This is a genomic window from Labrys methylaminiphilus subsp. lupini, from assembly GCF_051161885.1.
Classification (GTDB): domain Bacteria; phylum Pseudomonadota; class Alphaproteobacteria; order Rhizobiales; family Labraceae; genus Labrys.
On record NZ_JBMDIH010000001.1, the window covers coordinates 2,972,546 to 2,989,052 of the forward strand.

The window sequence follows — 16,507 nt, forward strand, 5'->3', positions numbered from 1 at the left end:
ACCACCATACACCCGCCGGACATGAAAAGGCCGGCGTCACCGCCGGCCTCTCCCGCCTCGATTGCGAACTATGTCAGGGCGTGGTGACGGCGTCCTCATAGTCCGCCGCCGTCGTCTCGTCTTGCGCCGAGGAGCCCAGCACCATGGTCAGCACCACGGAGACGACGAAATTCAGCACCACGGCGATCACACCGATATAGAAGGAGGTGCCGAACAGGGTGTAGGTCGAGACCACGGAGGTTGGGCCCCAGGCCATATAGCTGCCGGCCAGCATGCCCACCGCCCAGCCGATCAGCAAGGCCCAGCCGTTGAACCAGCGCGTATAAAGGCCTGCCACCAAGGCGGGGAAGATCTGGATCATCCAAACGCCGCCGAGCAATTGCAGATCGATGGCGAATTTGGTCGGCAGGAACACGATCACCACCAGGGCGCCGACCTTGACGATCAGGCTCATCAGCTTGGCAAGGTAGGATTCCTTCTGCGACGACATATCCGGCTCGATGAAGGGCTTCCAGACATTGCGCGTGAAGGTATTGGCAGCCCCGATCGACATCACCGCCGCCGGCACCAGGGCGCCGATGGCGATAGCCGCAAAGCAGAAGCCGGCGAACCAATCGGGGAACATTTTGTTGACCAGCAGCGGGATCGCCGCCTGGGCATCGTCGGTCTTGATGTCGGCGGCGACTGCCATCACGCCCAGAAGCGCGATGAGGCCGAGCACCAGCGAATAGGCCGGCAGCGACACCGCATTGCGACGGATGGCGTTCGGTCCTGTGGCTGACAGCGTGCCCGTAAGGGCGTGCGGATACATGAACAGCGCCATGGCCGAGCCGATCGACAGCGTGATGAAGGGCCAGATCTGCGAGGTTGGCAGGGTGAGGCCAACATTGACAGGCTTGCCAGCCGCCGCAAGAGCGGCCGCCTTGGCGTCATAGACGAGCTTCGCCTTATCGAAGATCACGCCGAAACCGCCGAGTTGATAGGGAATGATGATGACCGCGGCGATCACGAAGATATAGATCATGATGTCCTTGACGAAGGCGATCATCGCCGGCGCACGCAACCCGCTCTTATAGGTGTAGAGCGCCAGGATGATGAAAGCGATCGTCAGGGGAAGGTGCGAGGCCATGCCCGTTGCCGAAAAGCCGAGGGCCTGGATCACCTTCTCCATGCCGACGAGCTGAAGGGCGATATAAGGCATGGTCGCGAGGATACCGGTGAAGGCTACCGCCAGTTCCAGCCAGCGATTGCCGTAGCGCCCGGCGATGAAATCGGCGCCGGTGAGATAGCCATGCTTGTGCGTGGCGTTCCACAGCCGCGGCATGATCAGGAAGATCAGCGGATAGATCAGAATGGTGTAGGGTACGGCGAAGAAGCCATAGGCGCCGAGCGCGTACATCAAGCCCGGCACGGCGATGACGGTGTAGGCCGTATAGAGATCGCCACCCAGCAGGAACCAGGTGATCCAGGCACCGAAGCGCCGGCCGCCGAGGCCCCATTCGTGCAACTGATCGAGATCCCCCGCCTTCCAGCGTGCCGCCACGAAGCCAACCACGGTCACGACAGCGAAGAAGAAGACGAACACCATCGCCGCCGTCCAATTGAGATTGTCCAGCATCAGCGTTCAACCTTCCAGGCGAGATAGACGAACAGCGACGAAATCGGCACCAGGACGAGGAGGTAGAAATAGAAGAAGGGCACTCCGAACAGCACGGGATCGATGCTGTTATAGAGCGGTGTCAGCAATGCCAGTACGCAAGGTACCAGCAGAAGCAGATATTTCATGGCATTTCCCCCGGTATTGCGACAATCTTCCATCAAGATTGCCGCTGCGGATGCGGCCAAAGCCGAATCCAGCCTGCTATAAACTCTTCTGGCAGCTTTTTATTCCCTTGGAGAAAGACTGAGTCCAGAGGGGATTTTGGGGCGCCTGCCCGTGCGGGGTTGCGAGGGCAAAGCCGGCACCATTCGGGATGGACCGTCAAGGCTGTCGAAGACGCGGCCGGCGATCGGAGTCCCGGGCGCAGGCCGAAGGCCGCCCTTGTATCCTCAGCCTTCCCAAATTCCTCACGCCGACTTATGCCTATACAAAATAGGAGTGCAGGATGAAGATCACCGCGGTCCGGGCCACCCCCGTCAACATACCGCTGGAGGCGCCCTATCTGTGGTCCTACGGCTCGCTGGCCGGCTTTTCCAAAGCCATCGTCGAGGTCGAGACCGATGAAGGCTTCACCGGCATCGGCGAAGCACCATCTTACGCACATGCGGCGATCATCAATCTGAGCCTCGGCCCCCGCCTCGTCGGGCGCGATCCCCTCGACATCGCCGGGGCCGAATTGATCTCGCTGCCGAGTTGGCAGGGCGTTTCCAACAATATCGACTACAATCTCATTCGCGCCTTCGGCGGCATCGAGATGGCGCTATGGGACCTGCGCGGCAAGCTTTGGAACCTGCCTCTCTATGCGCTGCTCGGCGGTGCGGTGCGCAAGGACATCCCGGTCACCGATTATTTCTCCTTCCGCGAGAAGGCCGGGCCCGATGGCGGAGAGACCACGCCGGAAGCGGTCGTGGACTATTGTCTTGGCCTCAGGGAAGCGCATGGCACCACTTTTTTCGAGGGCAAGTTCTACACTGCCGACATCGGCCCCAGCGTACGCATGATGGAATTGCTGCGCGAGGCGCTCGGGCCTGGCGCCATGCTGCGCATCGATGGCAACATGGCTCATTCGCTGACCTCGGCGCGCCAGATCGCGCGGGAACTCGAGCCGCTCAACATCCGCAACTGGGAGGATCCGTGCGGCTCGCTCTATGACCTCAAGGCCCTGCGCCAGCACACATCGATTCCCTTCTCGGTCCACAGCCTCGACTTGCGCCAGGCGGCACATCTAGGTGTGCCCGATGCCGTGGTCACCGATATCGCGACCCATGGCGGCATTGCCCGCACCATGCGCTTCGTCGGCGCCTGCGAGCAGCTCGGCCTCGATTTCTGGTGCTATTCCGGCGATTCAGGGGTGGCGAGCGCCGCCTATCTGCATCTGTGCGCGGCCATGCCGCATATCCGCGAACCCAACCAGTCGCTGTTCCGCATGCAGCCGCTCGACGTCATCGAGGAAGGTCCGTTTCGTCCCAAGAACAATGTCGTGCCGGTACCGGAGGGGCCGGGCCTCGGCGTGACGCTGTCACAGGACAAACTGAGGCATTTGCATCAACTCTTCCTCCATGATGGTCCCTACAACAAATATCACGACCCGGATCGCCCCGGCGTGTTCCGTCGCCTGCCGCTGAGCTAGCCCTGCAGTTGCGGCGCAGTGTCAGCCTCCTGGCTGACACAACGCTTGCCGGCGAGCGTTTCGTTTCCAGATGTCAGCCAGGGGGCTGACACGCCCTATCCGTCACGTCCCAAACGTCAGATCTTGGCCGCCTTGACGAAGCTCGGATCGAAGGTCTTTTCGTAGGGAACGCTGGCATTGGCGAGTTCAGGGTCGAGGGCCTTGAGCGCATTCATCATCGACTCATAGCCGTCCTTGGTGACCATGCCGTCCGGCGAATACATCTGCCGCGAGTTCTGGAACGCCTGCATATAGAGGTCGCGATTGCCCAGCAGATATTCCTTCGGCACGATATCGGCAACGTCCTCCGGTTTGGCCTGGCCGAGCCATTTCAGAGCCTTCATCATGGCGTTGACCACGCGCTGTGTGGTCACGGGGTTCTCCTGCGCGAAAGACTGCTTCAGATAGACGGTTGCCGCCGGATTGGTGCCGCCGAACAGGGCCTTGGTGCCCTCCTCCGTGCGCGTGTCGAGCACGATGGCGATGTCATCGTCGTGCTGCAGCTGGCTGATCACCGGATCGAGATGCGACAGCCCGTCAATGCCGCCATTCTTGATGGCAGCGACGGCGCTGGCTCCGCCGCCGATGCCGATCTGCGCGACATCGGCCGAGGTCAGCCCGTTCTTGTGCAAGGCATATTGCAGCAGGAGAGCCGTAGAGGACCCCGGCGCGGTAACTCCGATCTTGCGGCCCTTGAGATCGGCAATGGTCTTGATCTCGCCGGCCAGGCTCTTGCGCACCGCGATCACGATGCCAGGGAAGCGGCCGAGGTCGCAGACCGCGATGATATCCTGCCCCTTGTTCTGCATGCGGATGGTGTGCTCGTAAGCACCCGTCACCACGTCCACCGAGCCACCGACCAGCGCCTGCAGGGATTTGGAACCACCGGCGAAATCGTTGATGGTGACGCTGAGCCCCTCCTCCTTGAAGAAGCCCTTCTGCTCGGCCACCGTCAGCGGCAGATAATAGAGCAATGGCTTGCCGCCGACGCCGATGGTCAGATCGGGCTTCTCCGGCTTGGCATCCTCGGCGAAGGCCGGCAGCGCTCCGCCGAGCGAGGCACCGAACACCATGCCGCCAGCGCCGATCAGGAAAGTTCTGCGTTTCATGTTTTTTCCTCCCAATTCGATTTCCAATATCATTTAGCCGCGCCAGACCAGAAGGCGGCGCTCCACCGCCGTCATCAGCCAGTCGACGATCAGAACGAAGGCCATCAGGACGAACATGCCGGCGAAGACGCCGGTGACATCGAACACGCCCTCGGCCTGCTGGATGAGATAGCCCAGGCCCGCCGACGAGCCGAGATATTCGCCCACCACCGCGCCGACCACGGCAAAACCGACAGAGGTATGCAGGCTGGAGAACACCCAGGACATCGCCGAAGGCAGATAGACGTGGCGTAGCAACTGGCGCTCGTTCATGCCGAGCATGCGGGCATTGGAGAGTACGGCCGGGCTCACTTCCTTGACGCCCTGATAGACGTTGAAGAAGACGATGAAGAACACGAGGGTGAAGCCGAGGGCCACTTTCGACCAGATGCCGAGGCCGAACCACAAAGCGAAGATCGGCGCCAGCACCACCCGGGGCAGCGCATTGGCGGCCTTGACATAAGGGTCGAAAATGGCGGCGACCACGGGCTGGCGCGCGAACCAGAAGCCGAGAACCACGCCGCCCAACCCACCGAACAGGAAGGCCAACGCCGATTCAGCCAGGGTGACCCACAAATGATACCAGATGGAGCCGTCGGTGAACCATTCCACGATCCTGTTCCAGACGCTGAGCGGATCGGCGAAGAAGAACGCCACCGTCTTGGGCGAACCGAACAGCGAGGTCGTCGAGGCGACGTGCCAAACAGTGATGCCGATGACCGCGACAAGAACCTGCAGGACGAGCAAAACGATCTTGTTGTTCATTGGAGTCCCAAGGGTGTCGTGAAGATATCAGGGTGTCGTGAAGATATCGAAGACATGGAAAAAGCCAGCGAACTAGCTGTAGGCCTTCATCACCTCGTCGCGCAGGGCATCCCAGATGTCGCGATGCAGGCGGATGAAAGCGGGATCGTGGCGAATTTCCGCGATGGCGCGAGGCCGGGGCAGTGGCACGGCGAAATCCCCGATGATGCGCGCCTTCGGGCCGGCCGACATGATGACGATGCGATCGGCCAGTGCGATTGCCTCGTCGAGGTCGTGGGTAACGAACATCACCGCCTTGCGGTCTTCGGACCAGAGCTTCAGGAGCAGATCGCCCATGACCAGACGGGTCTGCGCATCGAGCGGCCCGAAGGGCTCGTCCATGAGCAGCAGCTTGGGATTGCGGATGAGCACCTGCGCCAGCCCGACGCGCTTGCGCTGCCCGCCGGACAGCATGCGCGGATAACGATCGCCAAAACGGGCGAGACCGACCCGCTCCAGCCAGCTCTGCGCCGCCTTCCTCGCCTTTTCAGACGGCGTGCCTGCAACTTCCAGGCCAATGGCGACATTCTGCAGGACGGTCTTCCAGGGCATCAGCGATTCCTGCTGGAAGAGATAGCCGGCCTGCCCGTTCAAGCCCTTGAGCGGCTTGCCGAAGACCTCGACCGTTCCGGCCACCGGGGTCAGCAGCCCGGCCGTGGCATTGAGCAGCGTGGACTTGCCGCAGCCTGTCGGCCCGACGATGGCGACGAACTCGTGATCGCCCACCACAAGGTCAACGGCATCCACGGCATCGAAACGGGAATCCCTGGTCGCGAATGAAATCGAAACGCCCTTCAGCGCAACGGCTTGCGCTGCGCTCATGCGGCCTCGGCCCTTGTCATCTGCGGTCCTCCCGGATTGGTCCTACGAGTCGGCTTTGCGCAAACTCTATACCCCGATGGCGAGTAACGGCCAGTCCCCGGAAGCAGGTTTGCCGGAAGCAGCAGCACCATTCTCAGGATGGCGAGAAACGCGCAACCAATTGATGGCGATCGCCCGGGTAGGTGAAGCGAACCGCCGTGACGAACTGGTCGCCGCGCCAGGTGCGCCGCTCCACCACCAGGCAGGCGCTGCCAGGCTCCAGCTTCAGCAAGGCCGCTTCCTCCCCGCGTGCCGCCGCTGCCTTGATGTGATGTTCGGCCACCGTCCAGGGTACATGGCCAAGAAGCCACACGCCGGGCGGCTCCTTGGTAAAGTCGGTTTCACCGGCCTGCGGCACCGCCTCGAGATCGATCAGGCGTTCCTCCAGGCAGAAAGGGCTGTCGCCGGCAAAATGACGGCAGGTCAACGCCAGCAACGGCCGCGCACTTTCCAGAGCGAATGTCAGGCGCTCCCCCGGGGTAGGCCGTCGTTGCCGACGTTGCATCAATTCGAAGCGATAGGGCAGCCCAAGCGCGGTCACCTCCGCCTCGATGCCGTGAATGGCAAGCACGGCTGCCTCGCTGCGCGGCTGCGCCACGAAGCTGCCGGCCTTGCGCCGGCGCTCGATCAGCCCGGCGGCGGCAAGCTGTGTCAGCACCTTATTCACGGTCATGCGCGAGCAGCCATAGATCTCGGTCAGCTCGGTCTCGAACGGGATGCGATAGCCGGGCGGCCATTCGCCCGAAACGATGCGACGCTCGATATCGCCGAGGATGCGCTGATGCAACGTCTGCGCCTTGGCATCCAGCTCGAGGGAGGCGGTGTTGTTCATGATAGGCTCCCCCAGCCATATGGGCCAATCCGGACGGGCGGCGCAATCTCCACGATCTCGAAGAACTCCGCCTGCTTAGCCATCGCCGCTTCCCTCGCCAAGTTCTGCTTTCCCGGTCAAGCCAATCGGCATTAAACTTTCATCATTCCACTTGCGCGTCAATTAATATGTCTATACATGTTCCCGCATAATAGCAGGGTGGAGAAATCGATGTCGACAAACAGCCATGGGCTCCGTTTGTGGCGCAATGCGCGCCTGGCAACCCTGGTCGGGGATGACCTCGGCATCGTCGAGCGGGGGGCCGTGCTTGCCGAGGGCGAGCGCATCGTCTTCGCCGGTCCCGAGAGCGACGTGCCCGCCACCATGCGCGACAAGGCCAGGACTGTCGACCTCGAAGGGCGCTGGATCACGCCCGGCCTGATCGATTGCCATACCCATCTCGTCTTCGGCGGCGACCGCGCCCATGAATTCGAGCTGCGCCTCAAGGGTGCCAGCTATGAAGAGATCGCCCGGGCCGGCGGCGGCATCGTTTCCTCGGTCAATGCGACACGCGCCGCCAGCGATGATGAGCTTCTCGCCAGCGCCCTGCCCCGCCTCGACCACCTGATCGCCGAGGGCGTCACCACGGTCGAGGTGAAATCGGGCTATGGCCTGGAGACCCGCACCGAACTCGCCATGCTGCGTGCGGCCCGCAAGCTCGGCGAAGTGCGCAAGGTCAATGTTTCAACCACCTTCCTTGGCGCCCACGCCCTGCCCGTCGAGGCCAAGGGCGACAAGGACGCCTATATCGACCTCGTCTGCCGGGAGATGCTGCCGGCCGTGGCTGTCGAAGGGCTCGCCGATGCCGTGGACGGCTTTTGCGAAGGCATCGCCTTCCTGCCCGAACATATAAGCAAGGTCTTCGATGCAGCCAGGAAGGCGGGCCTGCCGGTCAAGCTGCATGCCGACCAGCTATCCAACCTTCATGGTGCCAAACTCGCGGCCGATTACGGCGCCCTGTCGGCCGACCATCTCGAATATACCGATGAGGAAGGTGCCGCGGCCATGCATGCGGCCGGCACGGTGGCCGTGATCCTGCCCGGTGCCTACTATTTCATTCGCGAGACCAAGCAACCGCCCATCGCTTTGTTCAGGGCTCACAAGGTGCCGATGGCCGTAGCGACGGACTGCAATCCCGGCACCTCGCCGCTGACCTCGCTGCTGACAACCATGAACATGGCCGCCACCTTGTTCCGCATGACCGTCGACGAATGCATCGCCGGCGTGACCCGCAATGCCGCCAAGGCGCTCGGCAAGGCCGGGGATATCGGCACGCTCGAAGCCGGCAAACAATGCGATCTCGCCATCTGGGATATCGAGCGCCCGGCTGAACTCGTCTACCGCCTAGGTTTCAATCCGCTACATCAACGCATCTGGAGAGGCCAGTGACCAACCCCGTTTTGCTGCGTCCCGGCAGTGTCTCGCTCGCACAGTGGCGGGCCATCTATGAAGGCGCAGCCGTCACCCTGGACGAAGGCTGCCGCCCGCTGGTCGAAGCCAGCGCCAAGGCCGTCGCCGACATCATCGCCAAGGGCGAGCCGGTCTATGGCATCAACACCGGCTTCGGCAAGCTGGCGAGCGTGCGCATCGAGAATGCCGATCTTGCCATCCTCCAGCGCAACATCGTGCTCTCCCATGCCGCCGGCGTCGGCGAGCCCCTGCCGGTCGAGGTCGTGCGGCTGATCATGGCTCTCAAGCTCGGCAGCCTCGCCCAGGGTTCCTCGGGCGTGCAGTGGTCGACCATCACCATGCTGCGTGACTGTCTTGCCAGGGATCTGATCCCCGTCGTACCCGGCCAGGGTTCCGTCGGCGCCTCGGGCGATCTTGCACCGCTTTCCCATATGACTGCGGCGCTCACCGGCGTCGGCGCCTTCTTCGTGAAGGGCGAGAAGGTCGAGGCCACCGAAGCGCTCAAGCGCGTCGGGCTGTCGCCGCTCGTCCTCGGCCCGAAGGAAGGCCTTGCCCTCCTCAACGGCACGCAGGTTTCCACCGGCCTGGCGCTGGCCGGCCTGTTCCAGGCCGAGCGTGTCTTCCAGGGCGCGCTGGTGACCGGTGCGCTCTCGACCGACGCGGCCCGTGGCTCGGACGGCCCCTTCGATCCGCGCATCCACAAGGTCCGCGGCCATCGCGGCCAGGCCGAGGTCGCCGATACGCTGCGTGCTTTGATGGCAGGCAGCTCCATCCGCGCCTCCCATCTCACCGGCGACGAGCGCGTGCAGGATCCCTATTGCCTGCGCTGCCAGCCCCAGGTGATGGGCGCCTGTCTCGATCTGCTGCGCCAGGCCGCCACGACGCTGGCGATCGAGGCCAACGGCGTCACCGACAATCCGCTGGTCTTCACCGATACGGGCGAGGTGATCTCGGGCGGCAACTTCCACGCCGAGCCCGTCGCCTTCGCCGCCGACATGATCGCCATGGCGCTGTGCGAGATCGGCTCCATCAGCGAGCGGCGCATCGCCATGCTGGTCGACCCGGCCCTCTCCGGCATGCCGGCCTTCCTCACGCCCAAACCCGGCCTCAACTCCGGCTTCATGATCCCGCAGGTCACCGCTGCCGCGCTGGTCTCGGAGAACAAGCAGAGGGCCTTCCCGGCCAGCGTCGACTCGATTCCGACCTCGGCCAACCAGGAGGACCACGTCTCCATGGCCGCCCATGGCGCCCGCCGCCTCCTGGAGATGAGCCGCAACACCGCCAATGTCATCGGCATCGAATATCTCGCCGCCGTGCAGGGCTGTGACTTCCATGCCCCGCTGACGTCAAGCGAAGCGCTGGAGCGGGCCCGCTCGACGCTACGGGCCGAAGTGCCGCATCTTTCCGACGACCGTCACTTCGCCCCCGACATCGCCGCCGCCACGGCCCTGATCTGGAACGGCGCGGCGCAGAAGGCCGCCGGCCTGAAGACACTGGCCAGCGTGGTGGAGGGCACGGCATGAGCCGGCCCGACTGGCTCGAGATCCGGCAGGGACAGGCACCATTGCTGGTCTCCCTGCCGCATACCGGCACTGAGATCCCGGCCGCGCTCGAAGCGCGGCTGGTCTCGCCCTGGCTGGCCCGCAAGGACACCGACTGGTGGATCGAGACGCTTTACGACTTCGCCGTCGGGCTCGACGCCACGGTCATCCGTACGCCCATGTCGCGCACGGTCATCGACGTCAACCGCGATCCCTCCGGCGTCTCGCTCTATCCCGGACAGGCCACCACGGAGCTCTGCCCAACCACCAGCTTCGACGGTGAGCCGCTCTACAAGGACGGCGAAGCGCCCGGCGCGGCCGAGGTGGCCGAGCGGCGCGCCACCTGGTTCGATCCCTACCATCAGGCCCTGGCCGACGAGGTCGCCAGGCTGAAGGGGCGCCATCGCAATCTCGTCGTCTATGACTGCCACTCAATCCGCTCGGTCATTCCGCGGCTGTTCGAGGGTACGCTGCCTGAGTTCAACATCGGCACCAATGGTGGCACGACCTGCCATCCTGCCCTGGCCGAGACCATCGAAGCGCTCTGCCGCTCCAGCGGGCGCGAGACCGTGATGAACGGGCGCTTCAAGGGCGGCTTCATCACGCGCAGCCTCGGCCAGCCGGACAAGGGCGTGCACGCCGTGCAGATGGAACTCGCCTGCCGCTCCTATATCGACGAGCCACTCGGCCCGGTCAGCGAAGCCGGTTGGCCTGTTGCCTTCGATGCCGCCTATGCCCAGCCCTTGCGCGAGACGCTCGGCAGCATCCTCAATGCCTGCCTGGTCTTCGCCCGGGCGCTGAAATAGTTGGAGTGCCGGTCTTCGGACCGGCATCTGACTCATATTGCGTTCATGCCGACCTCGCTTCATCGATGTATCGATGGAGCTGAGAAGACCGGCACACCGGAACCCCGCCATGAAGCTGATCCGTTTCGCCGACCTCACCCCCAAGCCATGGAAGAATGGCGGAGGCACCACGACGGAGATCGCGGTTTCGCCGGAAAGCGCCGGGTTCGACGATTTCGACTGGCGCCTGTCGGTGGCGGAGGTGGCCAGCGACGGCCCCTTCTCCCTGTTTCCCGGGATCGACCGCACTTTGACCGTGATCGAGGGTGAAGGCCTGGTCATGACCGTCGAGGGGCGAGGGATGGTGACGCTCACGGCGGCCTCCGCTCCCCTATCCTTTCCCGGCGACGTACCGGTTTCGGCCAGCCTGGCCGAAGGGCCCATCCGCGACTTCAACGTGATGACCCGGCGAGGACGGTTTGGCCATCAGGTGACCCGGCACGACCTTGCCGCTGGCCGCTTGGCGCTGCCGCAAGGCGACCTGCGATTGGTGGTGGCGCTCGGTGCCGGCTCTATCCGGCACGATAGGACGACGATCGAATGCGCCTTTGGCGACGTCGTCATCTTCGAGGCAAATGATGCGGGCAGCATCGAAGGAGCGCTGCCCGTTTTGCTGGTTACGCTGATGCGCAAAGCACTTTAGCTCATTGCACCGCGTGCTTGACGGCGCGGCCAGTCGACTTCACGTCCCGGCCGACACCGGTGACCGTGTTGGCGCAGGCGCTCAGGGTGAGCGCGGACACCACGAGAGCAATGATCGCGAAGGAAATTTTTGACATCGGTTCGATCCCTCAATTGGCCGTGCCGAAAGTGGCAACAACACGCGACTCGTTATGCCATATTCGTTTTGTTTGCACAGCCGGACTTTAGCTTCCCGAAGGGAATATAAATCTTCTACTTGATGGAGCCGGCAGACTCGCGTGGCCGACCGAGCCGGCGGCAGCCGTCGTTCCCAGCCGGGCCGCCCTCTCCCCCTATCCCACGCTGGCCGATACCGCTATGCTCCGCCCCTCGAAGCGGTCCGACATTCGTCGCGGGCCCGCAACCCCTCAAAGGCACCTTGTTCCTCGACATCGCCATCATCGTCTTCCTGACGCTTCTCAACGGCGTCCTCGCCATGTCGGAACTCGCGATTGTCTCCTCCCGCCCCGCCAGGCTGCGTGCGCTCGCCGACCGCAAGCGAGGCGCTGCGGCAGCGTTGGAATTGCTTGAAAATCCCGGCCGCTTCCTGTCCTCCGTGCAGATCGGCATCACGCTGGTCGGCGTGCTCTCCGGCGCCTTTTCGGGAGCCACGCTCGGCGCGCGTCTTGCCGGCTGGCTGCAGGCCCAGGGCTTGTCAGTCAGCGCTGCCGATACGCTCGGCGTCGGCCTCGTGGTGGTGGCGATCACCTATCTGTCGCTGATCATCGGCGAACTCGTGCCCAAGCAGATCGCCTTGCGCGACCCCGAGCGGGTGGCGGCGCGCGTGGCGCCGGCCATGCGGCTCTTGTCGAAATGCGGAGCGCCGCTGGTCTGGCTGCTCGACATTTCCGGCCGGACCGTGCTGACGCTGCTCGGCCAGAACAGCAAGTCGGAGGAAAAGGTCACGGAAGAGGAAGTGCGCACCATTCTCAGGGAGGCCGAGAGCGCCGGCGTGCTCGAAACGGCCGAGCGTGACATGATCTCCGGCGTGATGCGCCTGGGGGATCGCAGCGCCCGCTCGCTGATGACGCCGCGGCGCGAAGTCGAGGTGATCGACCTCTCCGATTCCGCCAAGACGATCATGGCGCAATTGCGTGCCACCGCCCGCTCCCGCCTGCCCGTGCAGGACGGCGAGGACGACAACATCATCGGCGTCGTCACCGTCAAGGACCTGTTCCAATCCCAGCTCGACGGCCGGGCCCTCAATGTACGCGATCATATCGAGGCAGCACCCATCGTGATGGACACCAATGAGGCGCTCAGCATGCTGCCGTCGCTGCGCTCCTCCAAGGCCCACATGGCGCTGGTCTTCGACGAGTACGGTCATTTCGAGGGCGTCATCACCGCCAATGACGTGCTGGAGGCCATCGCCGGCGCCTTCCAGGACGACGATGGGGACGAACCGGCCATCACCATGCGCTCGGACGGCTCCTATCTGGTATCGGGCTGGATGCAGGCCGACGAACTGGCCGAGACCCTGTCGATGCCGATCGAGCGCGGCGACTATGAAACCGCGGCCGGCTTCATCCTGGCCGAGCTCAACCGCCTGCCGCAAACGGGCGAGAGCTTCGTGCGCGACGGCTGGCGCTTCGAGGTTGTGGACCTCGATGGCAGGCGCATCGACAAGATCCTGGTGTCGAAGGAAGCCTGAGCTAGCTCAGGGCCCCCTCAGCGGGCCGAGACCGTCGCAGCCGAGGCGGCATTGGCCCATTGCGTCACCACCATGCCGCCGACGATGAGCAGGACACCGGCGAGGCGCGCCGGATTGACCGGCTTTGCCGCAAAGCCCATCAGGCCGAAATGATCGATCGCCAGCGAGGCGATCATCTGCCCGGCGATCACCGCCACCATGAAATTGGCGGCGCCGAGCCGGGGCGCCAGCAGGAGCGCGGCGGTGATGTAGATCACGCCGGCAAGACCGCCCGTCCAGATCCACCACGGCCCTTTCGACGCCGCCTCGATGGTGGGGGCCGAGACACGAAAGGCCGCCATCACCGGCAGGATCACCGCCATGCTCACCGCCAGCGAAACCAACGTCGCCCAGAGCGGATGGCCGAGCAGGCGGCCAAGCGTGGCATTGGCGCCGGCCTGAAACGGTACGACCGCGCCCGCCACCAAAGCCGGCAGCAGCAGCAGAACGAGCGAGGTGGGATTGGTCATGGCAGTCTCCTTCAATCGCGGAAAAGCTATGCCATGCCGAAATCGGATGGAAATTCCGATTTCATATCCGTACTATGCACGTAATGAATAATCTTGCCGGCGTCGATCTCAACCTTCTCACTGTGCTCGAGGCTTTGCTGGCCGAGCGCCACGTCTCTCGCGCGGCCCTGCGCCTGAACAAGAGCCAGCCGGCCGTCAGCCATGCCTTGGCGCGGCTGCGCTTGCTGCTGAACGATCCCCTGCTGACGCGCCAGGGCGGCAGCCTCAAACCGACGGCGCGGGCGCTCCAGATCCAGCCCCATCTCGGCGAGGCGCTCGACCGCATGCGCGATCTGCTGGCCCCCGCCGGCTTCGATCCTTCGAGCGAGAGGCGCACCTTCCGGCTGGCGATGTCGGACTATGGCGCCGCCGTGCTGCTACCCAGACTCGTACCGCAGCTGCGCACCGAAGCGCCCCACTGCGACCTCCTCGTCACCCAGGCGAGCCGGGAGGCGATGGCGGCCCAGATTCTGGATGGCGAAATCGACCTTGCCTTCGGCGTGTTTCCCGATCTCGGCGAGCGACTGGCCCATGACTTGCTCTTCGAAGACCGCTACATCTGCCTCGCCGATGCAGCGGCTCTGTCAGCCAACGACAGGCTCGATCTCGCTTCCTATCTTGCGCGCCCGCATGCCCTGGTGGCGCTGCGCGCCGATGTCGAGAATGAGATCGACCGCGCCCTTGCCATTCTCGGCCACAAGCGCCGGATCTGCCTCACCCTGCCGCATTGGGGCATGGCTCCGCGCCTGATCGCCGGCACGGACATCGTCCTCACCGTGGCACGCAGCATCCTGCCGCCGGCGATCGAGGCTGACGGCCTTCGCCTGTTCGAACCACCGTTCGCCCTGCCGGCCGTGCCGTTCACCCAGATCTGGCACCCGCGCCGCCGGGGCGATCCCGCCCATCAATGGCTGCGCCAGCGCATCGCTGGATTTTTCCGGGCGGACTGACGTAAAGGAGGCCGCCCGTTGGAGCCGGCAGCTTGGATCTGTCATCCCCGGCACGGCCAAAGGCCGTGGAAAGGGGATCGAGGGGCTAACAGCGATGCGTCTGCTACTGGATGCCCTTCCCTCGTCACTGCGTGGCTCGCCAGGGATGACAACTCGGCTGTCGGCGCCCCTCTCCTCAATCCCCAAGATCGACCGGTTTGAGCGTGGGATAGAGATCGCCGGGACCGGGATTTTCGGTCGGCGAGTGGCCGCCGAGATGGGTCATCACGCCCCAGACCGCGTTGAGCGCCGTCTGCACCGCGCCCTCGACCCAGGCCGGCGTCCAGCTCACGCCGTCCCCGGCCATGAAGATGCCGCGCTGGCTCTCCGGCAGGTCCCCTTGCATGAAATGGCCGTACATGCGGTGGTTGTAGCGGTAATGCCCTGGCAATGCGCCCTTGAAGGCGCCGAGGAAGTTCTCGTCCGCCTCCCAACTCACGCAGATCGGTGAACCGATGATGTGGCTGGCGATGTCGAGCCCGGGATAGATCTTGCCGAGCGCTGAAAGGGCCAGTTCCACCCGGCGCTCGGCCGAGAGCGGCAGCACCTTCAAGGCATCCGTCATCCAGGAATAGGACAGGCAGATCACGCCCGGCCTGTCGTCGCCATTGTCGAACAGATAGGTGCCGCGGGTGATGCGGTCGGTCAGCGTCATCGACAACACGTCGCGGCCGGTGGCCGGATCCTTGTCCTTCCAGAACGGACGATCCACCATGATGAAGGTCTTGGCCGCCTGCATGTAGCGGGTGCGGTCGAGCGCCATCCACAGCTTCTGGTCGAACAGGCTCTCCTCGGCGGCGATGGAGGTGGTCAGCAGATGGCTCTGGCAGGTGACCACCACCGCCTCGTAATCCTCGCGATTGCCCCACTGGTCCGTCACCGTAAAGCCGCCCTTGCCGTTATGCGCGATCGCCTGCGCGCGCCCCCTGGTAGCGCCGGCATTGAGCCCGGCCAACGTGGTGCCGGCGGGCCAATGCGCGAGCTTCTCCGGCGCCTTGGACCAGATGCCCTGCGCCACCTGCTCGACCCCGCCGACCACATAACGCTGCTCGTCGTCGAAGGCGCCGAGATTGACGCGCAGGATCTCCAGCATCGAATTGGGGAAATCCGAATCCCAGCCGCCGGTGCCGAAGCCCACCTGCCCGAACACTTCGCGGTGGCGGAAGGAGAGCTTGCGGAAAGCCTCGGAGGACACCACGAAATCATAGAAGGTGCGCTCGTCCCAATCGCGCACGATCGGATCCCAGATCTCCTTGATGCGTTTGGCGTCGCGCGCGCGCATCGCCGCCTGCAGGGCCGAGAACTGGGCCCCTTCCTCCAGCGCCTGGTGATAGGCGTCAGCGACCTCCCGGTAGAGCGGCGGCAAATCGTCCAGCGTGCGGGCATAGAGGGTCTCGCCCTCCAGATCGATCACGGTGGAGCCGGCTGCCGGCGTGAGCGGATTGGGAAAGTCCCGCGTCTCCAGCCCGAGCAGGTCGACATAATGATAGAAGCCGCGAGAGGAGATCGGAAAGCGCATGCCGCCGAGTTCGGCGATGATGCCATCCGTGCCTTCGAAGCGCTGCGAGCGCAGCCGCCCGCCGAGCCGTGCCGATTCATAGAGAACCGGCCTGAGGCCCAGGCGCATCAGCTCATAGCCGGCTACCAGCCCGGCCGCGCCCGCCCCGATGATGGCAACACGCTTGCCATGCTTGTCGGCCGGCACCGCACCGAGCCCGGCCGGATGGGCCAGCCATTCGTCATAGGCAAACGGAAAGTCCGGCCCGAAGGCGCTGATGGCATCGGAGGGCTGGTTCGGCATGGTTGTTTCCCTGCTGGCATGATGGGCG

Annotated in this window: 16 protein-coding genes; 7 read left to right on the forward strand and 9 right to left on the reverse strand. The window is 64.3% G+C overall.

Going from position 1 to position 16,507, the window contains the following annotated elements; genetic code table 11:
• Nucleotides 1-73: 73 nt before the first annotated feature.
• Together mctP and ACN6KF_RS13910 are read right to left on the reverse strand one after the other, a co-directional pair.
• Nucleotides 74-1,618: a monocarboxylate uptake permease MctP gene (gene mctP, locus ACN6KF_RS13905; protein WP_434957398.1), complete on the reverse strand. Its 1,545-nt coding sequence runs from the start codon at nt 1,616-1,618 to the stop codon at nt 74-76.
• On the reverse strand, nt 1,618-1,785 hold the full coding sequence (locus ACN6KF_RS13910) for a DUF3311 domain-containing protein (RefSeq protein ID WP_434957399.1): 168 nt from the start codon (nt 1,783-1,785) through the stop codon (nt 1,618-1,620). Before ACN6KF_RS13910 ends, mctP begins: the two co-directional genes overlap by 1 nt.
• A 320-nt stretch (nt 1,786-2,105) precedes the next feature.
• Between ACN6KF_RS13910 and ACN6KF_RS13915 the strand changes: the two genes are divergently transcribed.
• Nucleotides 2,106-3,290 (forward strand): mandelate racemase/muconate lactonizing enzyme family protein, encoded by a 1,185-nt coding sequence (locus tag ACN6KF_RS13915; protein ID WP_434957400.1) that lies wholly within the window; start codon nt 2,106-2,108, stop codon nt 3,288-3,290.
• Between the two features lie 116 nt (nt 3,291-3,406).
• Here ACN6KF_RS13915 and ACN6KF_RS13920 read toward each other — a convergent pair whose 3' ends face one another.
• The 4 genes from ACN6KF_RS13920 to hutC form a co-directional block, all read right to left on the reverse strand.
• Nucleotides 3,407-4,438 (reverse strand): ABC transporter substrate-binding protein, encoded by a 1,032-nt coding sequence (locus tag ACN6KF_RS13920; RefSeq protein WP_434957401.1) that lies wholly within the window; start codon nt 4,436-4,438, stop codon nt 3,407-3,409.
• Nucleotides 4,439-4,471: 33 nt separating this feature from the next.
• Nucleotides 4,472-5,242, reverse strand: coding sequence for an ABC transporter permease (locus ACN6KF_RS13925; RefSeq protein ID WP_434957402.1), 771 nt, complete (start codon nt 5,240-5,242; stop codon nt 4,472-4,474).
• 72 nt (nt 5,243-5,314) lie between these two features.
• Nucleotides 5,315-6,103 carry an ABC transporter ATP-binding protein gene (locus ACN6KF_RS13930; protein ID WP_434957403.1) on the reverse strand — a complete coding sequence of 263 codons (789 nt, stop codon included), beginning with the start codon at nt 6,101-6,103 and terminating at the stop codon, nt 5,315-5,317.
• Between the two features lie 133 nt (nt 6,104-6,236).
• A complete protein-coding gene (gene hutC, locus ACN6KF_RS13935) occupies nt 6,237-6,974 on the reverse strand; it encodes a histidine utilization repressor (protein ID WP_434957404.1) in 738 nt (245 codons plus the stop codon).
• A 210-nt stretch (nt 6,975-7,184) separates the two neighbouring features.
• Here hutC and hutI point away from each other — a divergent pair, with 210 nt between their 5' ends.
• From hutI to ACN6KF_RS13955, 4 genes are all read left to right on the forward strand, one after another.
• Nucleotides 7,185-8,402, forward strand: coding sequence for an imidazolonepropionase (gene hutI / locus ACN6KF_RS13940; protein WP_434957405.1), 1,218 nt, complete (start codon nt 7,185-7,187; stop codon nt 8,400-8,402).
• Nucleotides 8,399-9,946 (forward strand): histidine ammonia-lyase, encoded by a 1,548-nt coding sequence (gene hutH / locus ACN6KF_RS13945; RefSeq protein ID WP_434957406.1) that lies wholly within the window; start codon nt 8,399-8,401, stop codon nt 9,944-9,946. The genes hutI and hutH overlap by 4 nt, the downstream gene beginning before the upstream one ends.
• Nucleotides 9,943-10,770 (forward strand): N-formylglutamate deformylase, encoded by an 828-nt coding sequence (gene hutG, locus ACN6KF_RS13950; protein WP_434957407.1) that lies wholly within the window; start codon nt 9,943-9,945, stop codon nt 10,768-10,770. Before hutH ends, hutG begins: the two co-directional genes overlap by 4 nt.
• Nucleotides 10,771-10,879: 109 nt before the next feature.
• A complete protein-coding gene (locus tag ACN6KF_RS13955; protein WP_434957408.1) occupies nt 10,880-11,452 on the forward strand; it encodes a HutD/Ves family protein in 573 nt (190 codons plus the stop codon).
• A 1-nt stretch (nt 11,453) separates the two neighbouring features.
• Here ACN6KF_RS13955 and ACN6KF_RS13960 read toward each other — a convergent pair whose 3' ends face one another.
• Complete coding sequence (locus ACN6KF_RS13960; RefSeq protein WP_434957409.1) at nt 11,454-11,588, reverse strand: EncA/B family entericidin; 135 nt, start codon at nt 11,586-11,588, stop codon at nt 11,454-11,456.
• Nucleotides 11,589-11,869: 281 nt separating this feature from the next.
• Between ACN6KF_RS13960 and ACN6KF_RS13965 the strand changes: the two genes are divergently transcribed.
• Nucleotides 11,870-13,141, forward strand: a complete 1,272-nt coding sequence (locus ACN6KF_RS13965; protein WP_434957410.1) for a hemolysin family protein — start codon at nt 11,870-11,872, stop codon at nt 13,139-13,141.
• 17 nt (nt 13,142-13,158) lie between these two features.
• Here ACN6KF_RS13965 and ACN6KF_RS13970 read toward each other — a convergent pair whose 3' ends face one another.
• Nucleotides 13,159-13,650: a DMT family transporter gene (locus ACN6KF_RS13970; protein ID WP_434957411.1), complete on the reverse strand. Its 492-nt coding sequence runs from the start codon at nt 13,648-13,650 to the stop codon at nt 13,159-13,161.
• Between the two features lie 83 nt (nt 13,651-13,733).
• Here ACN6KF_RS13970 and ACN6KF_RS13975 point away from each other — a divergent pair, with 83 nt between their 5' ends.
• Complete coding sequence (locus ACN6KF_RS13975) at nt 13,734-14,639, forward strand: LysR family transcriptional regulator (protein WP_434957412.1); 906 nt, start codon at nt 13,734-13,736, stop codon at nt 14,637-14,639.
• Nucleotides 14,640-14,814: 175 nt separating this feature from the next.
• Here the strand turns inward: ACN6KF_RS13975 and ACN6KF_RS13980 are convergent, their stop codons facing one another.
• The gene (locus tag ACN6KF_RS13980) at nt 14,815-16,479 is read right to left on the reverse strand and encodes a flavin monoamine oxidase family protein (RefSeq protein WP_434957413.1); all 1,665 of its coding nucleotides are present in this window, start codon (nt 16,477-16,479) and stop codon (nt 14,815-14,817) included.
• Nucleotides 16,480-16,507: the final 28 nt, after the last annotated feature.

Coding starts and splice junctions, on each gene's coding strand:
- ACN6KF_RS13980 (WP_434957413.1), bottom strand. CDS start 16,479: ATGCCGAACCAGCCCTCCGATGCCATCAGCGCCTTCGGGCCGGACTTT.
- mctP (WP_434957398.1), bottom strand. CDS start 1,618: ATGCTGGACAATCTCAATTGGACGGCGGCGATGGTGTTCGTCTTCTTC.
- ACN6KF_RS13955 (WP_434957408.1), top strand. CDS start 10,880: ATGAAGCTGATCCGTTTCGCCGACCTCACCCCCAAGCCATGGAAGAAT.
- ACN6KF_RS13910 (WP_434957399.1), bottom strand. CDS start 1,785: ATGAAATATCTGCTTCTGCTGGTACCTTGCGTACTGGCATTGCTGACA.
- hutI (WP_434957405.1), top strand. CDS start 7,185: ATGTCGACAAACAGCCATGGGCTCCGTTTGTGGCGCAATGCGCGCCTG.
- hutG (WP_434957407.1), top strand. CDS start 9,943: ATGAGCCGGCCCGACTGGCTCGAGATCCGGCAGGGACAGGCACCATTG.
- ACN6KF_RS13960 (WP_434957409.1), bottom strand. CDS start 11,588: ATGTCAAAAATTTCCTTCGCGATCATTGCTCTCGTGGTGTCCGCGCTC.
- hutC (WP_434957404.1), bottom strand. CDS start 6,974: ATGAACAACACCGCCTCCCTCGAGCTGGATGCCAAGGCGCAGACGTTG.
- ACN6KF_RS13975 (WP_434957412.1), top strand. CDS start 13,734: ATGAATAATCTTGCCGGCGTCGATCTCAACCTTCTCACTGTGCTCGAG.
- ACN6KF_RS13970 (WP_434957411.1), bottom strand. CDS start 13,650: ATGACCAATCCCACCTCGCTCGTTCTGCTGCTGCTGCCGGCTTTGGTG.
- ACN6KF_RS13915 (WP_434957400.1), top strand. CDS start 2,106: ATGAAGATCACCGCGGTCCGGGCCACCCCCGTCAACATACCGCTGGAG.
- ACN6KF_RS13920 (WP_434957401.1), bottom strand. CDS start 4,438: ATGAAACGCAGAACTTTCCTGATCGGCGCTGGCGGCATGGTGTTCGGT.
- ACN6KF_RS13930 (WP_434957403.1), bottom strand. CDS start 6,103: ATGAGCGCAGCGCAAGCCGTTGCGCTGAAGGGCGTTTCGATTTCATTC.
- ACN6KF_RS13925 (WP_434957402.1), bottom strand. CDS start 5,242: ATGAACAACAAGATCGTTTTGCTCGTCCTGCAGGTTCTTGTCGCGGTC.